This window comes from Mesorhizobium sp. ESP7-2, assembly GCF_020164715.1.
Lineage (GTDB): Bacteria > Pseudomonadota > Alphaproteobacteria > Rhizobiales > Rhizobiaceae > Mesorhizobium.
The window spans coordinates 128160-146178 of record NZ_JAIUGQ010000010.1 but is presented as its reverse complement, the minus strand read 5'-3'; the positions used below and the strand labels follow the sequence as shown (position 1 = coordinate 146178).

22 protein-coding genes are annotated in these 18019 nt (G+C 63.7%); 20 read left to right on the top strand and 2 right to left on the bottom strand.

The features are described 5' to 3' along the window. Positions 1 to 299: 299 nt before the first annotated feature. The 9 genes from rplS to LB543_RS12730 all read left to right on the top strand — a co-directional run bounded on the left by rplS (position 300) and on the right by LB543_RS12730 (position 9295). Complete coding sequence (rplS, locus tag LB543_RS12770; protein WP_140763225.1) at positions 300 to 845, top strand: 50S ribosomal protein L19; 546 nt, start codon at positions 300 to 302, stop codon at positions 843 to 845. A 150-nt stretch (positions 846 to 995) separates the two neighbouring features. After that, a complete protein-coding gene (locus LB543_RS12765) occupies positions 996 to 1409 on the top strand; it encodes an organic hydroperoxide resistance protein (RefSeq protein WP_224614335.1) in 414 nt (137 codons plus the stop codon). Further along, positions 1406 to 1966 carry a MarR family winged helix-turn-helix transcriptional regulator gene (locus LB543_RS12760; RefSeq protein WP_224614334.1) on the top strand — a complete coding sequence of 187 codons (561 nt, stop codon included), beginning with the start codon at positions 1406 to 1408 and terminating at the stop codon, positions 1964 to 1966. The genes LB543_RS12765 and LB543_RS12760 overlap by 4 nt, the downstream gene beginning before the upstream one ends. Before the next feature lie 179 nt (positions 1967 to 2145). After that, positions 2146 to 2943 (top strand): transporter substrate-binding domain-containing protein, encoded by a 798-nt coding sequence (locus tag LB543_RS12755; protein WP_140763232.1) that lies wholly within the window; start codon positions 2146 to 2148, stop codon positions 2941 to 2943. A gap of 340 nt (positions 2944 to 3283) precedes the next feature. Then, complete coding sequence (locus tag LB543_RS12750) at positions 3284 to 4093, top strand: amino acid ABC transporter permease (protein WP_224614333.1); 810 nt, start codon at positions 3284 to 3286, stop codon at positions 4091 to 4093. 56 nt (positions 4094 to 4149) lie between these two features. Continuing rightward, on the top strand, positions 4150 to 4785 hold the full coding sequence (locus tag LB543_RS12745) for a class I SAM-dependent DNA methyltransferase (RefSeq protein ID WP_224614332.1): 636 nt from the start codon (positions 4150 to 4152) through the stop codon (positions 4783 to 4785). A 454-nt stretch (positions 4786 to 5239) separates the two neighbouring features. Then, complete coding sequence (leuC, locus tag LB543_RS12740; protein WP_140763244.1) at positions 5240 to 6649, top strand: 3-isopropylmalate dehydratase large subunit; 1410 nt, start codon at positions 5240 to 5242, stop codon at positions 6647 to 6649. A 157-nt stretch (positions 6650 to 6806) separates the two neighbouring features. Next, positions 6807 to 8003, top strand: a complete 1197-nt coding sequence (locus LB543_RS12735; protein ID WP_224614331.1) for a sensor domain-containing diguanylate cyclase — start codon at positions 6807 to 6809, stop codon at positions 8001 to 8003. A gap of 74 nt (positions 8004 to 8077) precedes the next feature. After that, positions 8078 to 9295: a sensor domain-containing diguanylate cyclase gene (locus tag LB543_RS12730; RefSeq protein ID WP_224614330.1), complete on the top strand. Its 1218-nt coding sequence runs from the start codon at positions 8078 to 8080 to the stop codon at positions 9293 to 9295. Here the strand turns inward: LB543_RS12730 and LB543_RS12725 are convergent. Further along, entirely contained in the window at positions 9279 to 9668 is a 390-nt protein-coding gene (locus LB543_RS12725; protein WP_224614329.1) for a hypothetical protein, read from the bottom strand. The genes LB543_RS12730 and LB543_RS12725 overlap by 17 nt on opposite strands. A 236-nt stretch (positions 9669 to 9904) precedes the next feature. On the opposite strand from LB543_RS12725, the gene LB543_RS12720 reads away from it, so the two are divergent. From LB543_RS12720 to LB543_RS12685, 8 genes are all read left to right on the top strand, one after another. Then, complete coding sequence (locus tag LB543_RS12720) at positions 9905 to 10330, top strand: hypothetical protein (protein WP_224594682.1); 426 nt, start codon at positions 9905 to 9907, stop codon at positions 10328 to 10330. A 256-nt stretch (positions 10331 to 10586) separates the two neighbouring features. Beyond that, entirely contained in the window at positions 10587 to 11003 is a 417-nt protein-coding gene (gene sdhC / locus LB543_RS12715; RefSeq protein WP_140811205.1) for a succinate dehydrogenase, cytochrome b556 subunit, read from the top strand. Beyond that, the gene (gene sdhD, locus LB543_RS12710; protein ID WP_027145531.1) at positions 11003 to 11398 is read left to right on the top strand and encodes a succinate dehydrogenase, hydrophobic membrane anchor protein; all 396 of its coding nucleotides are present in this window, start codon (positions 11003 to 11005) and stop codon (positions 11396 to 11398) included. The genes sdhC and sdhD overlap by 1 nt, the downstream gene beginning before the upstream one ends. Positions 11399 to 11402: 4 nt before the next feature. Next, positions 11403 to 13238, top strand: a complete 1836-nt coding sequence (gene sdhA, locus LB543_RS12705; RefSeq protein WP_224614328.1) for a succinate dehydrogenase flavoprotein subunit — start codon at positions 11403 to 11405, stop codon at positions 13236 to 13238. Positions 13239 to 13240: 2 nt separating this feature from the next. Further along, a complete protein-coding gene (locus LB543_RS12700; RefSeq protein WP_140811201.1) occupies positions 13241 to 13675 on the top strand; it encodes a DUF3052 family protein in 435 nt (144 codons plus the stop codon). Then, positions 13675 to 14454 carry a succinate dehydrogenase iron-sulfur subunit gene (locus LB543_RS12695; protein ID WP_027145528.1) on the top strand — a complete coding sequence of 260 codons (780 nt, stop codon included), beginning with the start codon at positions 13675 to 13677 and terminating at the stop codon, positions 14452 to 14454. Before LB543_RS12700 ends, LB543_RS12695 begins: the two co-directional genes overlap by 1 nt. Before the next feature lie 58 nt (positions 14455 to 14512). Then, positions 14513 to 15346: a DNA polymerase beta superfamily protein gene (locus tag LB543_RS12690; protein WP_224614327.1), complete on the top strand. Its 834-nt coding sequence runs from the start codon at positions 14513 to 14515 to the stop codon at positions 15344 to 15346. Then, positions 15343 to 15972: a YceH family protein gene (locus LB543_RS12685; protein WP_224614326.1), complete on the top strand. Its 630-nt coding sequence runs from the start codon at positions 15343 to 15345 to the stop codon at positions 15970 to 15972. Before LB543_RS12690 ends, LB543_RS12685 begins: the two co-directional genes overlap by 4 nt. A gap of 151 nt (positions 15973 to 16123) precedes the next feature. On the opposite strand, the gene LB543_RS12680 is transcribed toward LB543_RS12685, so the two are convergent. After that, positions 16124 to 16549, bottom strand: a complete 426-nt coding sequence (locus tag LB543_RS12680; protein WP_027145525.1) for an OsmC family protein — start codon at positions 16547 to 16549, stop codon at positions 16124 to 16126. A 215-nt stretch (positions 16550 to 16764) separates the two neighbouring features. Between LB543_RS12680 and LB543_RS12675 the strand changes: the two genes are divergently transcribed. From LB543_RS12675 to LB543_RS12665, 3 genes are all read left to right on the top strand, one after another. Beyond that, a complete protein-coding gene (locus LB543_RS12675) occupies positions 16765 to 16992 on the top strand; it encodes a hypothetical protein (protein WP_140763277.1) in 228 nt (75 codons plus the stop codon). Beyond that, a complete protein-coding gene (locus LB543_RS12670; RefSeq protein ID WP_224594701.1) occupies positions 16989 to 17345 on the top strand; it encodes a YciI family protein in 357 nt (118 codons plus the stop codon). Before LB543_RS12675 ends, LB543_RS12670 begins: the two co-directional genes overlap by 4 nt. Before the next feature lie 137 nt (positions 17346 to 17482). Next, positions 17483 to 18013 carry a hypothetical protein gene (locus LB543_RS12665; protein ID WP_224614325.1) on the top strand — a complete coding sequence of 177 codons (531 nt, stop codon included), beginning with the start codon at positions 17483 to 17485 and terminating at the stop codon, positions 18011 to 18013. The last annotated feature ends 6 nt before the right edge of the window (positions 18014 to 18019 follow it).

Here is an 18019-nt window from a genome sequence, read left to right as displayed (position 1 = left end):
GAAGCTTGCCGGACCGGCGCAACCCGGCACGGCAGGATTATGATGGTGCCATGCCGGGAGCCGTGCCGGCAAAAAATGCATGGGCAAGGCGTGACAAAGCGCCGAAATAGCTGTATGTGCCCGCCCGTACCGGCAAGAACAATCTTCCGGACCCGTCAACAATGACGGTGTAGTCGCCCCTGCCCGATGTCTAGGAGACAAATGTCTTGGAGACAAAGGACATAGCCGAGCGGTCAATGGAACTGCAAGGTAAGCGTAGGGCGCTCTGACTGTCGGAAGAACAAGAAGTGGATTTTTAGATGGATCTCATCCGTCAGCTCGAGGCCGAACAGGCCGCCAAGATCGAAGCCAAACGCAAGCTTCCCGAATTCCAGCCCGGCGACACCGTGCGCGTCCAGGTCCGCGTGACCGAAGGCACCCGCACCCGCGTCCAGGCTTATGAAGGCGTCGTCATCGCCCGTTCCGGCTCCGGCTTCCAGGAAAATTTCACCGTCCGCAAGATCTCCTACGGCGAAGGCGTCGAGCGCGTGTTCCCGGTTTTTTCGCCGATGGTCGAAGGCGTCGAGATCGTGCGCCGCGGCAAGGTGCGCCGCGCCAAGCTTTATTACCTGCGCGATCGTCGCGGCAAGTCGGCCCGTATTTCGGAAAACACCGGCGTGCGCGCCCGCAAGCTCAACGATGAGGAGCGCGACGCGCTGAACGCCGAGAAGGCCCGCATCGAGGCCGAGAAGGTCGCCGCCGCCCAGGCGCTGGCCGCCGAGACGGCAGCCAAGGAAGCCGCCGAGAAGAAGGCGGCCGCCGAGGCCGAGGCAGCCAAGGCCGCCGAAGCGACCCCCGCCGAATAAGATTTCGACGAAGGCTTTTTTGAAAAGGCGGCTTCGGCCGCCTTTTTTCGCTTCACCAGACTGTGAACGCTTTCAGCTCCGGGATGCTGGTTGACGTGCAATTACATCGTGTACTAAATAATCGTACACAATATGATTGGAGACTACGATATGGCACTCTACACCACACAGGCCCACGTAACCGGCGGTCGCGCCGGCCATGGCGAGACCAGCGACGGCCTGCTCAAGCTCGATTTGGCGATGCCCAAGGAGCTCGGCGGACCGGGCGGCGCCACCAATCCCGAGCAGCTCTTCGCCATCGGCTATGCCGCCTGCTTTGAAAGCGCCGTCCGCTTCGTCGCGCGCAAGCAGAAACTGCCGCTCGAGGATGCCGCGATAAGTTCGACGGTCAGCCTGCTTCCCGATGGCGAGGGCTTCAAGCTCGGCGTCGCGTTGGCAGTGGAGACGAAAGGCCTTGATCAGGCGGCGGCGGAAGCGCTTGTATCGGCGGCGCATCAGGTTTGTCCCTATTCGAACGCCATCAGGGGCAATGTCGAGGTGGCGCTTTCGGTAAAGGCGGCATGACGACAAAGGTCGAAACGAAAGCCACAGACGTCCCGGCGGGGGCCGCCGGGGCGATCCCGGTGCCACGGCTCGATCAGCAGCTCTGCTTCGCGCTCTATTCGGCGAGCGGTCTGATGACCAAGCTCTACCGGCCGTTGCTCGATCCGCTCGGCCTGACCTATCCGCAATATCTGGCGATGCTGGCGCTGTGGGAACGCGCGCCGAGCACGGTGGGCGACCTTGGCGAAGCGCTCGGCCTGGATTCGGCGACGCTGACGCCGCTGCTCAAGCGGATGGAGGCGGGCGGCCTCGTCACCCGCCGGCGCGATGCCGCCGACGAGCGCCGGGTGCTGGTCGAGCCGACGGCCAAGGGCCAGGCGCTGCGCGCCCGCATGAAGGATGTGGCCGCCGCGCTTGCCTGCAGCGTGCCGCTCGGACCAGGCGAAGCGAAGGCCCTGCACGGCACGCTCACCCATCTTGTCGCGGGCCTGCGCAGCGCCGTGGCTGATGACCGATCGACGGATACGGAAGCGTCGGTCCCGGACACGGGAAAATCCTGGCAGTCAACGCAGTCGTAGCACCCATCGTTGCGGAATCTTCCGATTGATCTTCCGATTGAAGGCATGCAAATCCGTTTTCGGCTGTCCCGACGCAGCGGACCGTCTTGCATGGCGCTTGCGGAAAGCTAAAGTCGGCGCCGGATTTTCCTGTAAGCCCGGTCGATATCCGGGCGCTTTCAATTTTCGGGGAGTGTGTCATGACCAAATCGAAATTGCTGCTGGCCGGCCTGTTGGCTCTGGTCCTGGCGCCCGTTGCCGCCTTCGCGCAGGCGCTGCCCGATCTCGGCGGCAAGAAGGTCGTGGTGGTGACCGAAAACGCCTACCCGCCGCTGCAGTTCATCGATGCCAAGACCGGCAAACAGATCGGCTGGGAATATGACGCGATGAACGAGATCGCCAAGCGGCTGAATTTCAAGGTCGAGTACCAGAACACCTCCTGGGATGCGATGATCCAGGCGGTTTCCGACAACCAGTACAATATCGGCATGACCGGCATCACCATCAAGGACGACCGCAAGGAGAAGGTCGACTTCTCCGACCCCTACATGCGCTCGGAACAGTTCATGCTGGTGCGCGGCGACGAAAGCCGCTTCACCGACGCCAAGACCTTCGGCGCCTTCAAGGACGGACTGATCGGCGCACAGGCCGGCACCACGCCGTTCTACACCGCCGTCTACAGCGTGCTCGACGGCAATGAACAGAACCCGCGGATCAAACTGTTCGAGACGTTCGGCGCCACGGTTCAGGCGCTGAAATCCGGCGACGTCGATGTCGTGCTGACCGACGGCACCGCGGGCAAGGGCTATGTCGACGCTTCGGAGGGCAAGCTGAAGCTGATCGGCGGCCCGCTCGGCACCGAGGATTTCGGCTTCATCTTCCCCAAGGGGTCCGATCTGGTGAAACCGGTCAATGCCGCGATCGCCGCGCTCAAGGCGGATGGGACGCTGGATGCGCTGAACAAGAAATGGTTTCTTGATTACAAGATGGGGCAGTAATTTCGTTGCTACGCGCATCGCATAAAGATCGTGCACCTTTATTCACGCTAACTCGGCGCCCAGGCGCCCCCCTCTGTTCTGTCGGGCCCGGCCCTTCGCTGTCGCTTCGGGCGTTCGTCGTTCGGAAAGCCAAGCAATTGGCTTCCCGTCCGCTGCGCGGACCACTTCTCACCCCCCTCAAGGGGGGAGATTGGATGTCGTCTCCGCTTTCGCCAGTCTCCAACATTGCAGAACTGGCGGAGAGCTTGAAGCTGCCGATCTCCCCCCTAGAGGGGGAGATGTCCGGCAGGACAGAGGGGGGTGCCTTGGCGCGTCCCTCTCTCAGTTCTTACGCCGCCTGATGGCGCCGCCCTCCATCTCCAAACCCGAATTCCCCTGGTGGCTCGCCGTTGCCGCCGTCCTTGCGCTGGCGGCCGCCCTCTTCATCGCCGCCAACGACCTCTATGCCCAGGTTTTCGCCACTGTCGCCAAGGGCATCGGCATCACCGTCTTCGTCACCGTGGTCGCCTTCGCCCTGGCGTCGATCATCGGCCTCGGCATTGCGCTGATGGGCCTGTCTGGCTCGACCTGGCTGCGGCAGATCGCGCGTTTCTATGTCGAGATCATCCGTGGCGTGCCGATCCTGGTGCTGTTGTTCTGGATAGCGTTTGCCGGCGCGCCGGCCTTCGTCGCGGGCTGGAACGCGCTGACCGCACCGCTGCAAAGCGCCGGCATTCTCGGCGAGCTGTTGGTGCGCGACGTGTCGTTGCTGTGGCGCGCCATCATGGCGCTGACCATCGGCTATTCGGCCTTCATCTCGGAGGTTTTCCGGGCCGGCATCCAGTCGGTCGAGAAAGGCCAGATCGAGGCGGCGAAGGCTTTGGGGCTGAGCCGCGCGCAGCGCTTCCGGCTGGTCGTGTTTCCGCAGGCGATCCGCACCATCCTGCCGCCGCTCGGCAATGATTTCGTCGCCCTGGTCAAGGATTCCTCGCTGGTCTCGGTGCTCGGCGTCGCCGACATCACGCAGATGGGCAAGGTGTATGCGGCCGGCTCATTCCGCTTCTTCGAGACCTATTCGATAACGGCCTATATTTATCTCATCCTCACCGTCGGCCTGTCGCTGTCGCTCAGGGCGCTGGAGCGGCGTTTGCGCCGCCAGCACGAGGAATAGTTTTTCAGCCAGGACAGCGTTAGGCTCGGGCGGCGTACCGGAGGAGGAGCATGCCCATGAACATCGACAAGGCCAATGCGGCGCTGGATTCGGTCTACACGGCCGATACGCCCGAAACCCTGGCACAGGCCTATGCCGCATGGGCCGAGACCTATGACAGCGAGACCGCCTCGCTCGGCTATTTGCTGCCGTTCCTGATCACCGCCTGGGTGACGCGCCACGTGCCTGTAGGCGAAGGACCGCTGCTCGACGCCGGCTGCGGCACCGGCCTGTCCGGACCGTCGCTGAAGGCGTTGGGCTACGCCGACATTGCCGGGCTGGATCTCTCGAACGACATGCTCGAGATCGCCGGCAGCCGAAATGCCTACAGCGAACTGAAGCAGGCGATGTTGGGCCGGCCGCTGCCATGGCCGGACGGCCATTTCCGCGCCTTCTTCTCCACCGGTGTATTCACCATCAGCCACGCGCCGGCGTCTAGCCTGCACGAACTGGTGCGCATCACGAAAAAGGGCGGCCACACCATCTTCACCGTGCGCGACCAGGTTTTCGAGAGTGGTGGGTTTCAGGCGGTTTTCGACGAATTGGAGCAGGCAGGGAAATGGCGGGCGGTCGAGGCAAGCCCGTGGTTTCGCTGTTATGCCATTGCCGAGCCGGACGCGCTGGTGAGGACATTTGTGTTCGAGGTGATCTGAGGCAATTGCCCGGCGTTCGCGCCGCCCCTCATCGCCCTGCCGGGCACTTCTCCCCGTATAGTGACGGGGAGAAGGAGGCTGGCCGCAACGCCGGCTCTATTCCTGCAACATTGATGATTGGCGAAACCATCGATGACTGCGTCCCCTCTCCCCGTCACTATACGGGGAGAGGATGCCGGCAGGCAGGTGAGGGGCAGCGCCAACGCCTCGACTTTGAGCCGTCACGCCGCAATTGCCGAAAAGCCAAAACATTGCTATCTACCCGGCCATGGAAGAGCTTTTTGGCGATCCGGCTTACAAGGGATTCGTGCTGCAGGACAGAAAACGCCTGCCGTCGCGCTTTTCCGCGCGTGTGTCCGGCGCCCTGACCAGCCGACTTCGCTGATCCCTGACGGCCGGCCGCGGGCTTGCGGCATCAGCTCTTTCCCATTCTCATATCGACGGATTTACGCACATGAGCGCACCGCGCACCCTCTACGACAAGATTTTCGACGACCATGTCGTCGACCGCCAGGACGACGGCACCTGCCTGCTCTATATCGACCGCCACCTCGTCCATGAGGTGACCAGCCCGCAGGCCTTCGAGGGCCTGCGCATGAGCGGCCGGAAAGTCCGTCACCCGGAAAAGACGCTGGCCGTGGTCGATCACAATGTCTCGACCTCGCCCGAGCGCAAGTTCGGCATCAAGAACGAGGAAAGCCGCATCCAGGTCGAGGCGCTGGCCAAGAACGCCAGGGATTTCGGCGTCGAGTATTATTCCGAGAACGATATCCGCCAGGGCATCGTCCACATCATCGGACCCGAGCAGGGCTTTACGCTGCCCGGCATGACCATCGTCTGTGGTGACAGCCACACCTCCACCCATGGCGCTTTCGGCGCGCTGGCGCACGGCATCGGCACGTCCGAGGTCGAGCATGTGCTGGCGACGCAGACGCTGATCCAGCGCAAGGCCAAGAACATGCTGGTGCGCGTCGATGGCGTGCTGCCCGAAGGCGTCACCGCCAAGGATATCATCCTCGCCATCATCGGCGAGATCGGCACCGCCGGCGGCACCGGCTATGTCATCGAATATGCCGGCGAGGCGATCCGTGCGCTGTCGATGGAAGGTCGCATGACGATCTGCAACATGTCGATCGAGGGCGGTGCGCGCGCCGGCCTGATCGCGGCGGACGAGACCACTTTCGCCTATGTCAAGGACAAGCCGCGCGCGCCCAAGGGCGCTGCCTGGGACGCGGCGCTCGAATACTGGAAGACGCTGCGGACCGACGAAGGCGCGCATTTCGATAAGGTGATCGTGCTCGACGCGGCGAAACTGCCGCCGATCGTCTCCTGGGGCTCCTCGCCCGAGGACGTCGTCTCCGTGCAGGGCATCGTGCCGAACCCGGAAGACATCACCGACGAGAACAAGCGCAGCTCCAAGCTGCGCGCGCTCGACTATATGGGCCTGACGCCCGGGACGAAGATCACCGACATCACGCTCGACCGCGTCTTCATCGGCTCCTGCACCAATGGCCGCATCGAGGATCTGCGCGCCGTCGCCAAGGTGGTCGAAGGCAAGACGGTCAGCCCGCATGTCGATGCCATGATCGTACCGGGCTCTGGCCTGGTCAAGGAGCAGGCGGAAGCCGAGGGGCTGGACAAGATCTTCCTCGCCGCCGGTTTCGACTGGCGCGAGCCCGGCTGCTCGATGTGCCTTGCCATGAACGACGACCGGCTGAAGCCGCATGAGCGCTGCGCCTCGACCTCGAACCGCAATTTCGAGGGCCGGCAGGGCTTCAAGGGCCGCACCCATCTGGTGTCGCCGGCGATGGCGGCGGCGGCGGCGATCGCCGGCCACTTCGTCGACATCCGCGACTGGAAATAGGCCGCCTCGTTCTCGAGCGCATCCCAGGCCCCGGACGGCATCGCTGTCCGGGGCCTTTCTTCATTCACGCGGCCGCATATGCGCCTTCGCTTAACCGCTTGTTTGGGCTTGCCCTTTATGGTCTTCCCGACGTCAAACGAGGGGAAGTCACGGTCCTTTGGACACTGGCCTGTTGATAGCGTTGCTCAATCCGACGATCGCGCTGGCGCTCGGCGCGGCGTTTCTCGTCCTGTGGCTCCATCAGCGCCATCGCCCCTATCTGGCGGTGCTGGCGCTCAGCTACTGCGTCTCGGCGCCCGGATTCCTGTTCCAGTATTTCACCTTGCCCATCGGCCTGGCGCTGACCAAGCTGGTGTCGAACATCTGCTTCACCATCGCCGGCTGCTGCCTGTCCGGCGCCATCATCGCCCGCTATGGCAGGAAGGTGCCCGCAGTGGGGATCGCCGTTCTGGCGGGCGGCGGCCTTGCGGCATTCGCGTGGTTTCTGTTCGTCACGCCGGATCTCACCTGGCGCATCCTGGCGATGAATTTCGGCTTCGGTGGCGTCAGCCTGCTCGTCGCCGCCGAACTGCGGCCGGTGCGCAACAATGGCCCGACAGAAAAGATCCTGTTCCTGCTGTCGCTGCTGTCCAGCGTCAATTTCTTCGTGCGCACCCTGGTGGTGGTCATCGCGCACGGACCCTTCGCCAGCTATGACGGCTTCTACGACTCGTCCTACTGGACGACCGCGCTGTTGTCGCACGCGCTGCTGTCGCTGCTGATCGCCCTTTGCCTCTTCACCGCCGCCGCGCTCGACGTGATGAAGGCGCTGAAGACGGAAACCCATACCGATCCGCTTTCGGGGCTGCTCAACCGCCGAGGATTCGAGGAGCGCGCCGCCATGCTGCTGCAGCATTGCGCCATGGCCAAATTCCCGGTGGCGCTGGTGCTGGCCGACCTCGACCATTTCAAGGCCCTCAACGATATGCACGGGCACGCGGCCGGTGACCGGGTGATCGCGGACTTCGCCGCTAAGCTGCGCTCGGCCACGGGAGCACGGGGTGCCGCGGGCCGCATCGGCGGCGAGGAGTTTGCCGTGCTCCTGCCACTGACCGATCTCGCCGCCGCCAGGCTGTTCGCCGAAGCTGTGCGCACACTCTATTCGGCGGGCGGCGTCGACGGGCTTCCCGCCGGCACGAAGGTCACCGCCAGCTTCGGCGTGGCGGCCCGCAGTGGTGACGAGACTCTGGAACCCTTGATGCGCCGGGCCGACGAGGCGCTTTACAAGGCCAAGAAAAATGGCCGCGACAGCGTGCGCCTCTCCTACGAGCGGCCGGAGACGGTGTTCGTGCCGGAGCCGCTCAGGGCCAGCTGATCGCCGCGTTCGCGCCTGGCGTTAACGTCTTTTTCGCCCGCCGATGTTTAGCTGCCGGCGGGGTTTGAGTATCCATGAGCGGCGCCAACTTCATCCTGTTGATCAACCTGTCGGTCGCCGGCCTGCTGGCGGCATGCTTCATGGCGGTCTCGTTCCACGATGCCGGCCGCGCGCCGGCCCGCTGGCTGGCATCAGGCTATCTCCTGGGCATGGCTTACTTTGCCATCGAATTCAGCATTCCCGCCTTCAGCGACGCGCGGCTTGCGGTGGTTGCCGCCTTCGCCGTTTTCCTTGGCGCCACCATTGCCTTCAATGGCGGGCTTGCCCAAAAATATGGCGTTGCGCCGCCATGGACGCCGATGCTGTTCTTCCTGGCCACCGCCACCATCACGGTCTATTTCGTGCAGGATCTCCCGCGCCAGTCGCTCGCCCGCATGATGGCCTACCAGCTTCCCTACGCCGCGATGCAGTTCGTCGGCCTTGGCATCGTCTGGTCGTCGAGGCAAAGCCGTGGCCGGCTCGATCTGATCCTGATGGCGGTGCTTGCGGCCAGCGGCCTGCAGTTTGCCTCCAAACCATTTATCGCGCATGCGCTCGGCGGTTGGGGCGCCAATCCGCAGGCCTATCTGCAAAGCAGCTACGCATTGGTGTCGCAGTCGCTCGGCACTGTCTTCGGGCTGGCGCTGGCGCTTCTCATTCTGGCCATCCTGGTCCGCGACGTGCTTGCTGAAGTAATCTCGAAGTCGGAGGTGGACACGCTGTCGGGCCTCCTCAACCGTGGCGGCTTCACACGTCACGCGGAGTTGGCCGTGCAGGACGCCACGCGCCTGGGCGTGCCGGTGGCAATGGTCATTGCCGATCTCGATCATTTCAAGACGGTGAACGACAGCTTCGGCCATGCGTCGGGCGACCGGGTGATCGAGGCCTTCGCCGGCCTGCTGCGAGAGGCGGCGGAAGGCGATCACATGGTTGGCCGCATCGGTGGCGAGGAGTTCGCCATTATCCTGACAGGAGCCAATCTTGCAGCCGCCCGGCTGTTCGCGGAAGGCACCCGCCACGCATTCGGCGCGTTGCCCATCAACGGGTTGCCGGCCGACAGCCGCTGCACGTCGAGCTTCGGCATTGCCGAGCTTCACATGGGCGAGGGTTTCCCCGACCTGATGCGGCGTGCGGATGAAGCGCTCTACCTGGCAAAGAATGCCGGGCGCGACTGCGTTCGTGTCTCCACCGGGCCAGCCGATGGGCTGGCCCTGGTAAAAATCGACCAGCCCCGTATCAGCGGCAGGGGCTGAGCTCCGGCATCTCGCCGTCGGAAAGGCCGTACATATAGGAGCGGCCCTTGACGAACACAGGCGGGCGATAGCAACCCCCGTCGCCCGATATGTCGTCGGATTCGTTCTGGTAGATCACCTTGGGCTGGCCGGCGCTGGTGTAGTCGGACAGTTGCCTGGCCAGCTTGCCTTCGCCGACGATGATGCGTTTGTAGCCGGCGGCGCTGTCGATGACGAGATTGCCGAACGAATCGGCGTAGACGCGGTCGTGATGGCGCAAGCCGGCCTCGGCCGGCGCGGCCACCGCAACGGCAAGTGCTGCCAGCGTGACCGCGAGGCTTGCCCGGACTAGTTTGGCCCGCACTGATCTGGCCCGCACTGAGTTGGAACGCATGTCGCTCTCCCTTCGTCGGCGCGAGAGAGATCGCGCCCGATCCGATCCGAATCGGAAATTAACCCTTTCTTAACCTTTGTTAAGGGGAGGGGCGGCTCGATGGCCGTTTCTTAATGAACATGGTTAATTTTGTGGTTCGCCGCCGATGTCCCCAACCGGTCGACATGGCCGGTCGGGGTGAACTTGATCTTGGCGTGCCGCGTGGCTAGCGTGCCTGCGGCATGGGGGCGCAGCACATGATGTTTGGCCGAACGGTTCGGGTGTCGTTCGTTATTCCGCTGCTTCTCGCGGCCGGTGCCTGTGTACCGGAAGACGGCGCGCCCAAGGCCGCGAGCACGGTTACACCCGTGGTGGCGCCTGCCGCTCCCGCCCAGCAACAGCCCGCGCCACCGGCCACCAAGATCACCACGGATCTCACCGCGCCACGCCTCACCACGGGCATGGCCACCTATAGATGTGGCAATGGCGGCATGATCACCATCCAAAATCTCGGCGCGTCGCTGCGGGTGGTCGGGCAGGAAGGCGCCACCGAGGAGTTCGCGGCGTCGCCGGCCAACCAGAGCAGCCGCTACCAGGCGGTCACGCATGACGCAATCGTGATCGACGGACGCGAAGCGCTGGTGATGAAGAGGGGGTCGACGCCGCAGACCTGCACGCGGTGACGCAAATCTCGACTCGGCCGAACCCTGGGCCAGACATGCTGCACCGCAGCGATATCGAGCCGGCTTCGGGTGTTCAGCCCCTAATCGATTGAAGCCGCATCCGGCGCTTTAGTCAGACTAAATTACGTTTTCGAAACGGTTTTCTGGCTTTGACGCGGTGCAAAAAGAGCATTAGAAACCGGCTGTCCGAAGTCGCAACCGGAAGCGGCAATGCCGCATTTCCACCTGAGGCGGGAGACGCCGAACTGGGGCAGCCATGAGCAAATCACCAGCCACCCATGCCAGACGCGAACGGCCGCTTTCGCCGCACCTGACGGTCTACCGGCCGCCGATCACCATGACGATGTCGATCATCCATCGCATCACCGGGGGCGCGCTCTATTTCGGCACGCTGCTGGTCCTCGTCTGGCTGATGGCGGCGGCATCCTCGCAGCCGGCTTTCGACTGGGTGAACTGGGCTTTCGGCACGTGGCTCGGCCGACTCATCCTGTTCGGCTACACCTGGGCGCTGATGCATCACATGCTGGGTGGTGTCCGCCATCTGATCTGGGATACCGGCGCCGGCCTTGAAAAACACACGGCCTCGAGGATCGCCTGGGCGACGCTTGCCGGCTCGGTCCTGCTCACGCTCTTGATCTGGATCGCCGGCTACATGGCGCGGGGAGCTTTGTGATGAGTGCGAAAAACACCGACATGCGTACCCCGCTGGCCAAGGTGCGCGGCCTGGGCTCAGCCCGCGAAGGCACCGGGCATTTCTGGCGCCAGCGGTTGACGGCGATCGCCAACATCCCGCTGATCCTGTTTTTCACCGGCTTCCTGATCGCGCTCAACGGCGCCGGCTATGCGCAGGTGCGGGCGGCGCTCGCCAACCCGTTCGTGGCGCTGGTCATGGCCCTGGTGCTCATCTCGCCGCTCTATCATATGCGGATCGGCATGCAGGTGATCATCGAGGACTATGTGCATGGCGAAGGCATGAAGCTTGCGCTGATCGCCCTCAACACATTCTTCACCATAGCGGTCGGCGTCGCTTCGCTCTTCGCCCTGCTGAAACTGGCATTCGGAGGCTGAAGTCTTGGCCCATGACACGAAATCAGCCAATGCGGCAGGCTACACCTTTGTCGACCACAAATTCGACGTGGTCATCGTTGGCGCCGGGGGCGCTGGCCTGCGCGCCACTCTCGGCATGGCCGAACAGGGGCTGCGCACCGCCTGCATCACCAAAGTGTTCCCGACGCGCTCGCATACGGTCGCCGCGCAAGGCGGCATCGCCGCCTCGCTCTCCAATATGGGTCCGGATTCCTGGCAGTGGCACATGTACGACACCGTCAAGGGATCGGACTGGCTGGGCGATGTCAATGCCATGGAATACATGGTGCGCGAGGCGCCGGCGGCGGTTTACGAACTCGAACATTACGGCGTGCCGTTCTCGCGCACCGAAGAGGGCAAGATCTACCAGCGGCCGTTCGGCGGCCACATGATGAACTATGGCGATGGCCCGCCCGTGCAGCGCACCTGCGCCGCGGCTGACCGCACCGGCCACGCCATCCTGCACACGCTCTACGGCCAGTCGCTGAAGAACAATGCGCAGTTCTTCATCGAGTATTTCGCGCTCGACCTGATCATGGAGCCGGACGGCACCTGCACCGGCGTCGTGGCGTGGAATCTCGATGACGGCACCATCCACCGCTTCTCGGCCAAGATGGTGGTGCTGGCGACCGGCGGTTATGGGCGCGCCTATTTCTCCGCCACCTCGGCGCACACCTGTACCGGCGACGGCGGCGGCATGGCCGCACGGGCCGGGCTTCCGCTCCAGGACATGGAGTTCGTGCAGTTCCATCCGACCGGCATTTACGGCGCCGGCTGCCTGATCACCGAGGGCGCGCGCGGCGAGGGCGGCTACCTCGTCAACTCCGAGGGCGAGCGCTTCATGGAGCGCTACGCGCCGTCGGCCAAGGACCTCGCCTCGCGTGACGTGGTCTCGCGCTGCATGACGCTGGAAATCCGCGAGGGCCGCGGCGTCGGCAAGAACAAGGACCACATCTTCCTGCACCTCGATCATCTCGATCCGGCGGTCTTGCACGAAAGGCTTCCGGGCATTTCGGAGTCGGCAAAAATCTTCGCCGGCGTCGATCTGACCAAGGAGCCGATCCCGGTGCTGCCGACGGTGCACTACAATATGGGCGGCGTGCCGACCAATTACTGGGGCGAGGTGCTCAACCCGACAGCCGAAAATCCGGACCGGGTCTCGCCCGGCCTGATGGCGGTCGGCGAGGCGGGCTGCGCTTCCGTGCACGGCGCCAATCGGCTGGGTTCGAACTCGCTGATCGATCTGGTGGTGTTCGGCCGCGCCGCTGCGATCCGCGCCGGCCAGGTCATCGACCGCAAGGCGGCGATCCCGTCGCCCAACCAGGCTTCGGTCGACAAGATCATGGATCGCTTCGACCGGCTGCGCCACGCCAACGGCTCGACGCCGACGGCGGTTCTGCGCGAAAAGATGCAGAAGGCGATGCAGGAGGACGCGGCGGTGTTCCGCACGCAGGAATCGCTCGAAAACGGCTGCAAGCGCATTTCGGAAATCTGGACCGAGCTCAAGGACATAAAGGTGTTCGACCGCTCGATGATCTGGAACTCGGACTTGGTCGAGACGCTGGAGCTGGAAAACCTGATGGCCAACGCCATCACCACCGTCCATGGTGCCGAGGCGCGCAAGGAGAGCCGTGGCGCGCATGCGCGGGAAGATTTTTCCGCCCGCGACGACGCCAACTGGCGCAAGCACACGCTCGCCCATCTCGGCGAGGACGGCGCGGTGACGCTGACCTACCGGCCGGTGCACACCGAGCCACTGGTGCCCGAAAAGGACGGCGGCATCAGTCTCGCAAAGATCGCGCCGAAGGCCAGGGTGTACTGACGATGGCGACGGCGGCGGGATATTCCGATACGCCCCTCCCGGCCAAGCTCGGCCTGAAGGACGGTATGATCGCCGCCTTCATCGCGCTGCCAAGGGAACTCGAGAGCCTCACCGAAGCCGTTGATTTTGCCGAGGTCGACCGGTTGGCCGAATGGTCCGGCATTTCGGGCGCAACCCTGAAATACGACGCCGTTCACGCCTTCACCCGGCAGCGCGCCGAGATCGAGGATCGCCTTGGCGCACTCGAGACGGCGATCAAGCGCGACGGCATGGTCTGGGTCTCCTGGCCGAAGAAGGCGTCGAAAGTGCCCACCGACGTCACCGAGGGCATTGTCCGCGCTGAAGCGCTCAAGCTCGACCTTGTCGACGTCAAGGTCGCCGCCGTGAATGAAATCTGGTCCGGGCTGAAGCTCGTCATCCGAAAGGACCTGAGGTAATGGTCGAACTCACCCTCCCCAAGAACTCGAAGATCCAGCAGGGCAAGACCTGGCCGAAGCCGGAGGGTGCCACCAATCTGCGCGAATATCGCATCTATCGCTGGTCGCCGGACGATGACGAGAACCCGCGCATGGACACCTATTTCGTCGACATGGACGATTGTGGGCCGATGGTGCTCGACGCGCTGCTCTGGATCAAGAACAAGATCGACCCGACGCTGACCTTGCGCCGCTCCTGCCGCGAAGGCATTTGCGGCTCCTGCGCCATGAACATCGACGGCTCGAACACGCTCGCCTGCACCAAGGGCTGCGACGACGTTTCAGGGGCGATCAAGGTCTATCCGCTGCCGCATATGCCCGTGATCAAGGACCTAGTGCCCGACCTCACCAATTTCTACGCCCAGCATGCCTCGATCGAGCCATGGCTGAAGACGGTGTCGCCAACGCCGGCCAAGGAATGGCTGCAGAGCCACGAGGACCGCGAGAAGCTCGACGGGCTCTACGAATGCATCCTGTGCGCCTGCTGCTCGACCTCGTGCCCGAGCTACTGGTGGAACGGCGACCGCTATCTCGGCCCGGCGACGCTGCTGCAGGCCTATCGCTGGCTGATCGACAGCCGCGACGAGGCCAAGGGAGAACGCCTCGACAATCTGGAAGACCCGTTCCGGCTCTATCGCTGCCACACCATCATGAACTGCGCGCAGACCTGTCCCAAGGGGCTGAACCCCGCGAAGGCGATCGCCGAGATCAAGAAGATGATGGTGGAGCGGCGCGTCTGACGGGGATCGTTTTTCTCTTCTGTGCGCCTTCGGCGACACGGCTGCCGAGATCAAGAAGATGATGGTGGAGAACGGTCTGAAGCCGACGTTACCCGCTGATTTCTCCCTGGACGCCGTCGCAGCAATTCGGGCACGACTCGATCTGGTGCGAGCGCAAGGTGTAAGAATCCTGTTCGCCATCGAAAGTGGCAGTCGCGCCTGGGGGTTTCCGTCGCCCGACAGCGACTATGATTGCCGTTTTGTCTATATCAGGCCGATCTCGGATCATCTGGTCCTGCAGCAGCCGCGCGACGTGATCGAATTCCCGATTGAAGGCGAGATCGATGCCGGTGGCTGGGATCTGCGCAAGGCCTTGCTTCTGGCGCTCGGCGGCAATGCGGTCATCGTCGAATGGACGAAGTCGGCTATCGTCTATGAAGAAGTCGCGGGATTTCGCGCGCGCCTTCTCGACCTGCTGGCCGAGATCGTCGATCCGGGAAAGGTATCGCACCACTATCTCGGCCTGGCGCGCTCGCACGTCGCCAAGATCGGCAGTTTTTCCGGCGAAGTGAAGCTGAAGAAGCTGCTCTACCTGATCCGCCCGCTGGTGGCTCTCGACTGGATGGAACAGCGCCGCTTCGCCAGCCTGCCGCCGATGAACCTTGGCGAATGCCTTGACGAGACGGACGTGCCGGCTCCTGCGAGCGAGGAAATCCGTCGCCTGATCGAGCGGAAAAGCCAGACGCGGGAGATGGGGTCCGGTCCCATCCCAATCGCAATCGCACGCTATCTCGAAGCGCGCTATGGTCACCATCACATGAACCTTGCCGCCATGGTCAGGGACGAAGCCCGCCAGGCGCGCACACAGGCACTTGCAATCGATTTTTACCGCCGGGAGGCTGAACTTCAATGAGCGATGACCTTCCCATCCTCTCTCCCGTCGAAGCGCGGGTGCTCGGTTGCCTGATCGAGAAGAAGGAGCTGACGCCGGACGTCTATCCGCTGACGCTCAACGCGGCACTTGCCGCGGCCAACCAGAAGACGGCGCGCGAGCCTGTCATGGCGCTGGAGCAGACGGAGGTGCACCGGGCCCTGAAGCTGCTCGAGCAGAAGGGACTCGTGCGGCAGATGTTCGGCTCGCGCGTGGAGCGCTATGAGCATCAGATGGCGCAGCGCTTCTCGCTGACCACGCCGCAGACCGCGTTGCTCGGCCTGCTCCTGCTGCGCGGACCGCAGACGGCGCATGAACTGCTGGCGCGCGCCGAGCGCTTGGCGCGGTTTGCGTCGATCGAAGACCTGCGCGCAGAACTCGACATGCTGATCGGCCGCCGGCCGCCGCTGGTCCAGGAAATCCCGCGCGGGCCAGGCCAGCGCGAAGACCGCTATGTGCATCTGCTTTCTGGACCTGTGGACGTTGCAGCTCTATCGGCGCAACGGAGTGCGCCGGCTATGCCTGCCTCCGACCTGGAAGCGCGGTTGGACGCGCTGGAACAGGAAGTTGCGGCCCTACGCGCCCGGCTTGATGCGCTGGGCGGTTGAGGCCGCCAATCTGGGACGTCGGCGGGCCAGCGCCCCCCTCTGTCCTGCCGGACATCTTCCCCACTAGGGGAGAGATTGGATGCCACGACCGCTTTCGCCAATGCCAAACGTCGGCTCTGGGGTCAGTGTCTGGCATTTCAGGCCAAGCTCATCAGCCAAGCCTGGCGTCGAGCGAAACCTTGATGGCGCCGAGCGCCTGGGAGACCGGGCATTCGGCCTTGGCCTTTTCGGCCAATTCCTTGAATTTCGCCGCATCGATGCCGGGCACCTTGCCGACCAGCGTGATCGCGCTGCCGGTGATGCCGGTGCCGGGAACCAGCGTCACAACGGCCTTGGCGTCGAGCTCGGCTGCGGGGGTGCCGTTCTCGGCCAGGAAATGCGAGAGCTGCATGGCGTAGCAGCCGGCATGGGCAGCAGCGATCAGTTCTTCCGGATTGGTTCCGGATTTGCCGCTTTCGTCCTCGAAGCGCGCCTTGAACGAATAGGGCGTACCCTTCAGGGTTCCGCTCTGGGTGTCGAGCGTGCCCTTGCCCTCTTTCAAATTGCCTTTCCAGACGGCGTTTGCGGTGCGGTCCATGGAGTCCTCCTGGGTTGTCGTGAACTTGTCCTGGGTGAGCCAGCGTCAGGCCAACTATAGCGCGGGCGGGCGCGAAGACCACTGCGCTGTTTGGACCACCGCAGGATGACGGCCTCTTTCTTCCGGGAAAAAACAAGCGCGCAAAAATGTCGGCTTCCATCCGGTCCGGCCGTCCTGCGGGCGGCCACGGGTTTTGTGGTCGGATGGAGGTTCACATGGACAATCTGTTTTTCGTGCTGTGGAAGAGGCCGGGCCGTAGGCTGGAGCGACAGGAAGACTTCTGGCTGGACCCGCCGGCGTCCGGCTTCGGCAGATTGCTGGCGGCGGTTGCCATCATCGCGGTCGCGGCATGCCTTCTCGACCATGCGGCGGCGGTCGCGGGCAAGGCTGACACGGTTGTCGCCGCATCCTATGGTTTGTCACAGGAAGGGAGCTTGAAATGAAATATGTCTGCCTGGTCTATGGTGAGGAAAAAGATCTTTACGCGCTGACCTCCGAGGGTGCCGCCAAGCTCGACGCGGATTCGCTGGCCTATGACAGGTCATTGGATCAGCAAGGCAAGCTGATCATCGCGCAGGCGCTGCAATCGGTAAAGACAGCCAAGAGCGTGCGTCGGCGCAAGGGCAAGAGACTTGTCACCGACGGCCCGTTCGCCGAAACCAAGGAGCAGTTGCTCGGTTTCGTCATGATCGAAGCGAAGGATCTCGACGAGGCGCTGGACATCGCCGGCGAGATTCCGCTGGCCGAAATCGGTTCCATCGAGGTGCGCGCGATCTACAAAGTGCCGGGGTCATAATTCCCTGTCATGCGTTGCGGTCTCTTGGAAACCGAGGGCGGTCGAGTGAGCGTCCCCTTTTCCCGGCCTCAACTCTTGCGTGTTGAAGCGAGCCACGAGTTCTCCTATCGTCGCCCAGGACTTTGGGGGATCTGGACATGCCTTTCCTGATTGCTGTCCTTGGCGTGCTCGGAGCGGCGGCGCTTTGGTGGTACCGCATGAAGGCCATGAACGACGCCGCGCGCGAGGTCGCCGACGTCGTCGGGCGCGTGCAAGGCAACATCAGGCGCAAGAAGCTGCGCAAGCAGGCCGCACTGTCGCCGCTGACGGTGATCGACGATCCGGTGGTGGCCGCCGCGACGCTGATCACCGCGATGGTTTCGGAAGGTGGCCCGGTTCTGCCGCAGCGCGAGGCCGTCATTCGGGAGGTGATTTCGCAGATCGCGGACGGCCAGAAGAAGACCGACGAGGCAGTTGTCTATGCCAAGTGGGCTGCCTCGCAGATAGATGACACCACCATCGTCATCGACAAGTTGGCGCCCTTCTTGCGCGAACGCCTCGACCCGAACGAACGGGACGATCTGCTGCAGATGCTGAACCGGGTGGCCCAGAGCGGAGAGCAGCGCCTGAAGATTGCGGATCAGCGCATGCTACGACTGCGCCAGAAGCTCGGCTTCGAGGTCAACTAATCCGCG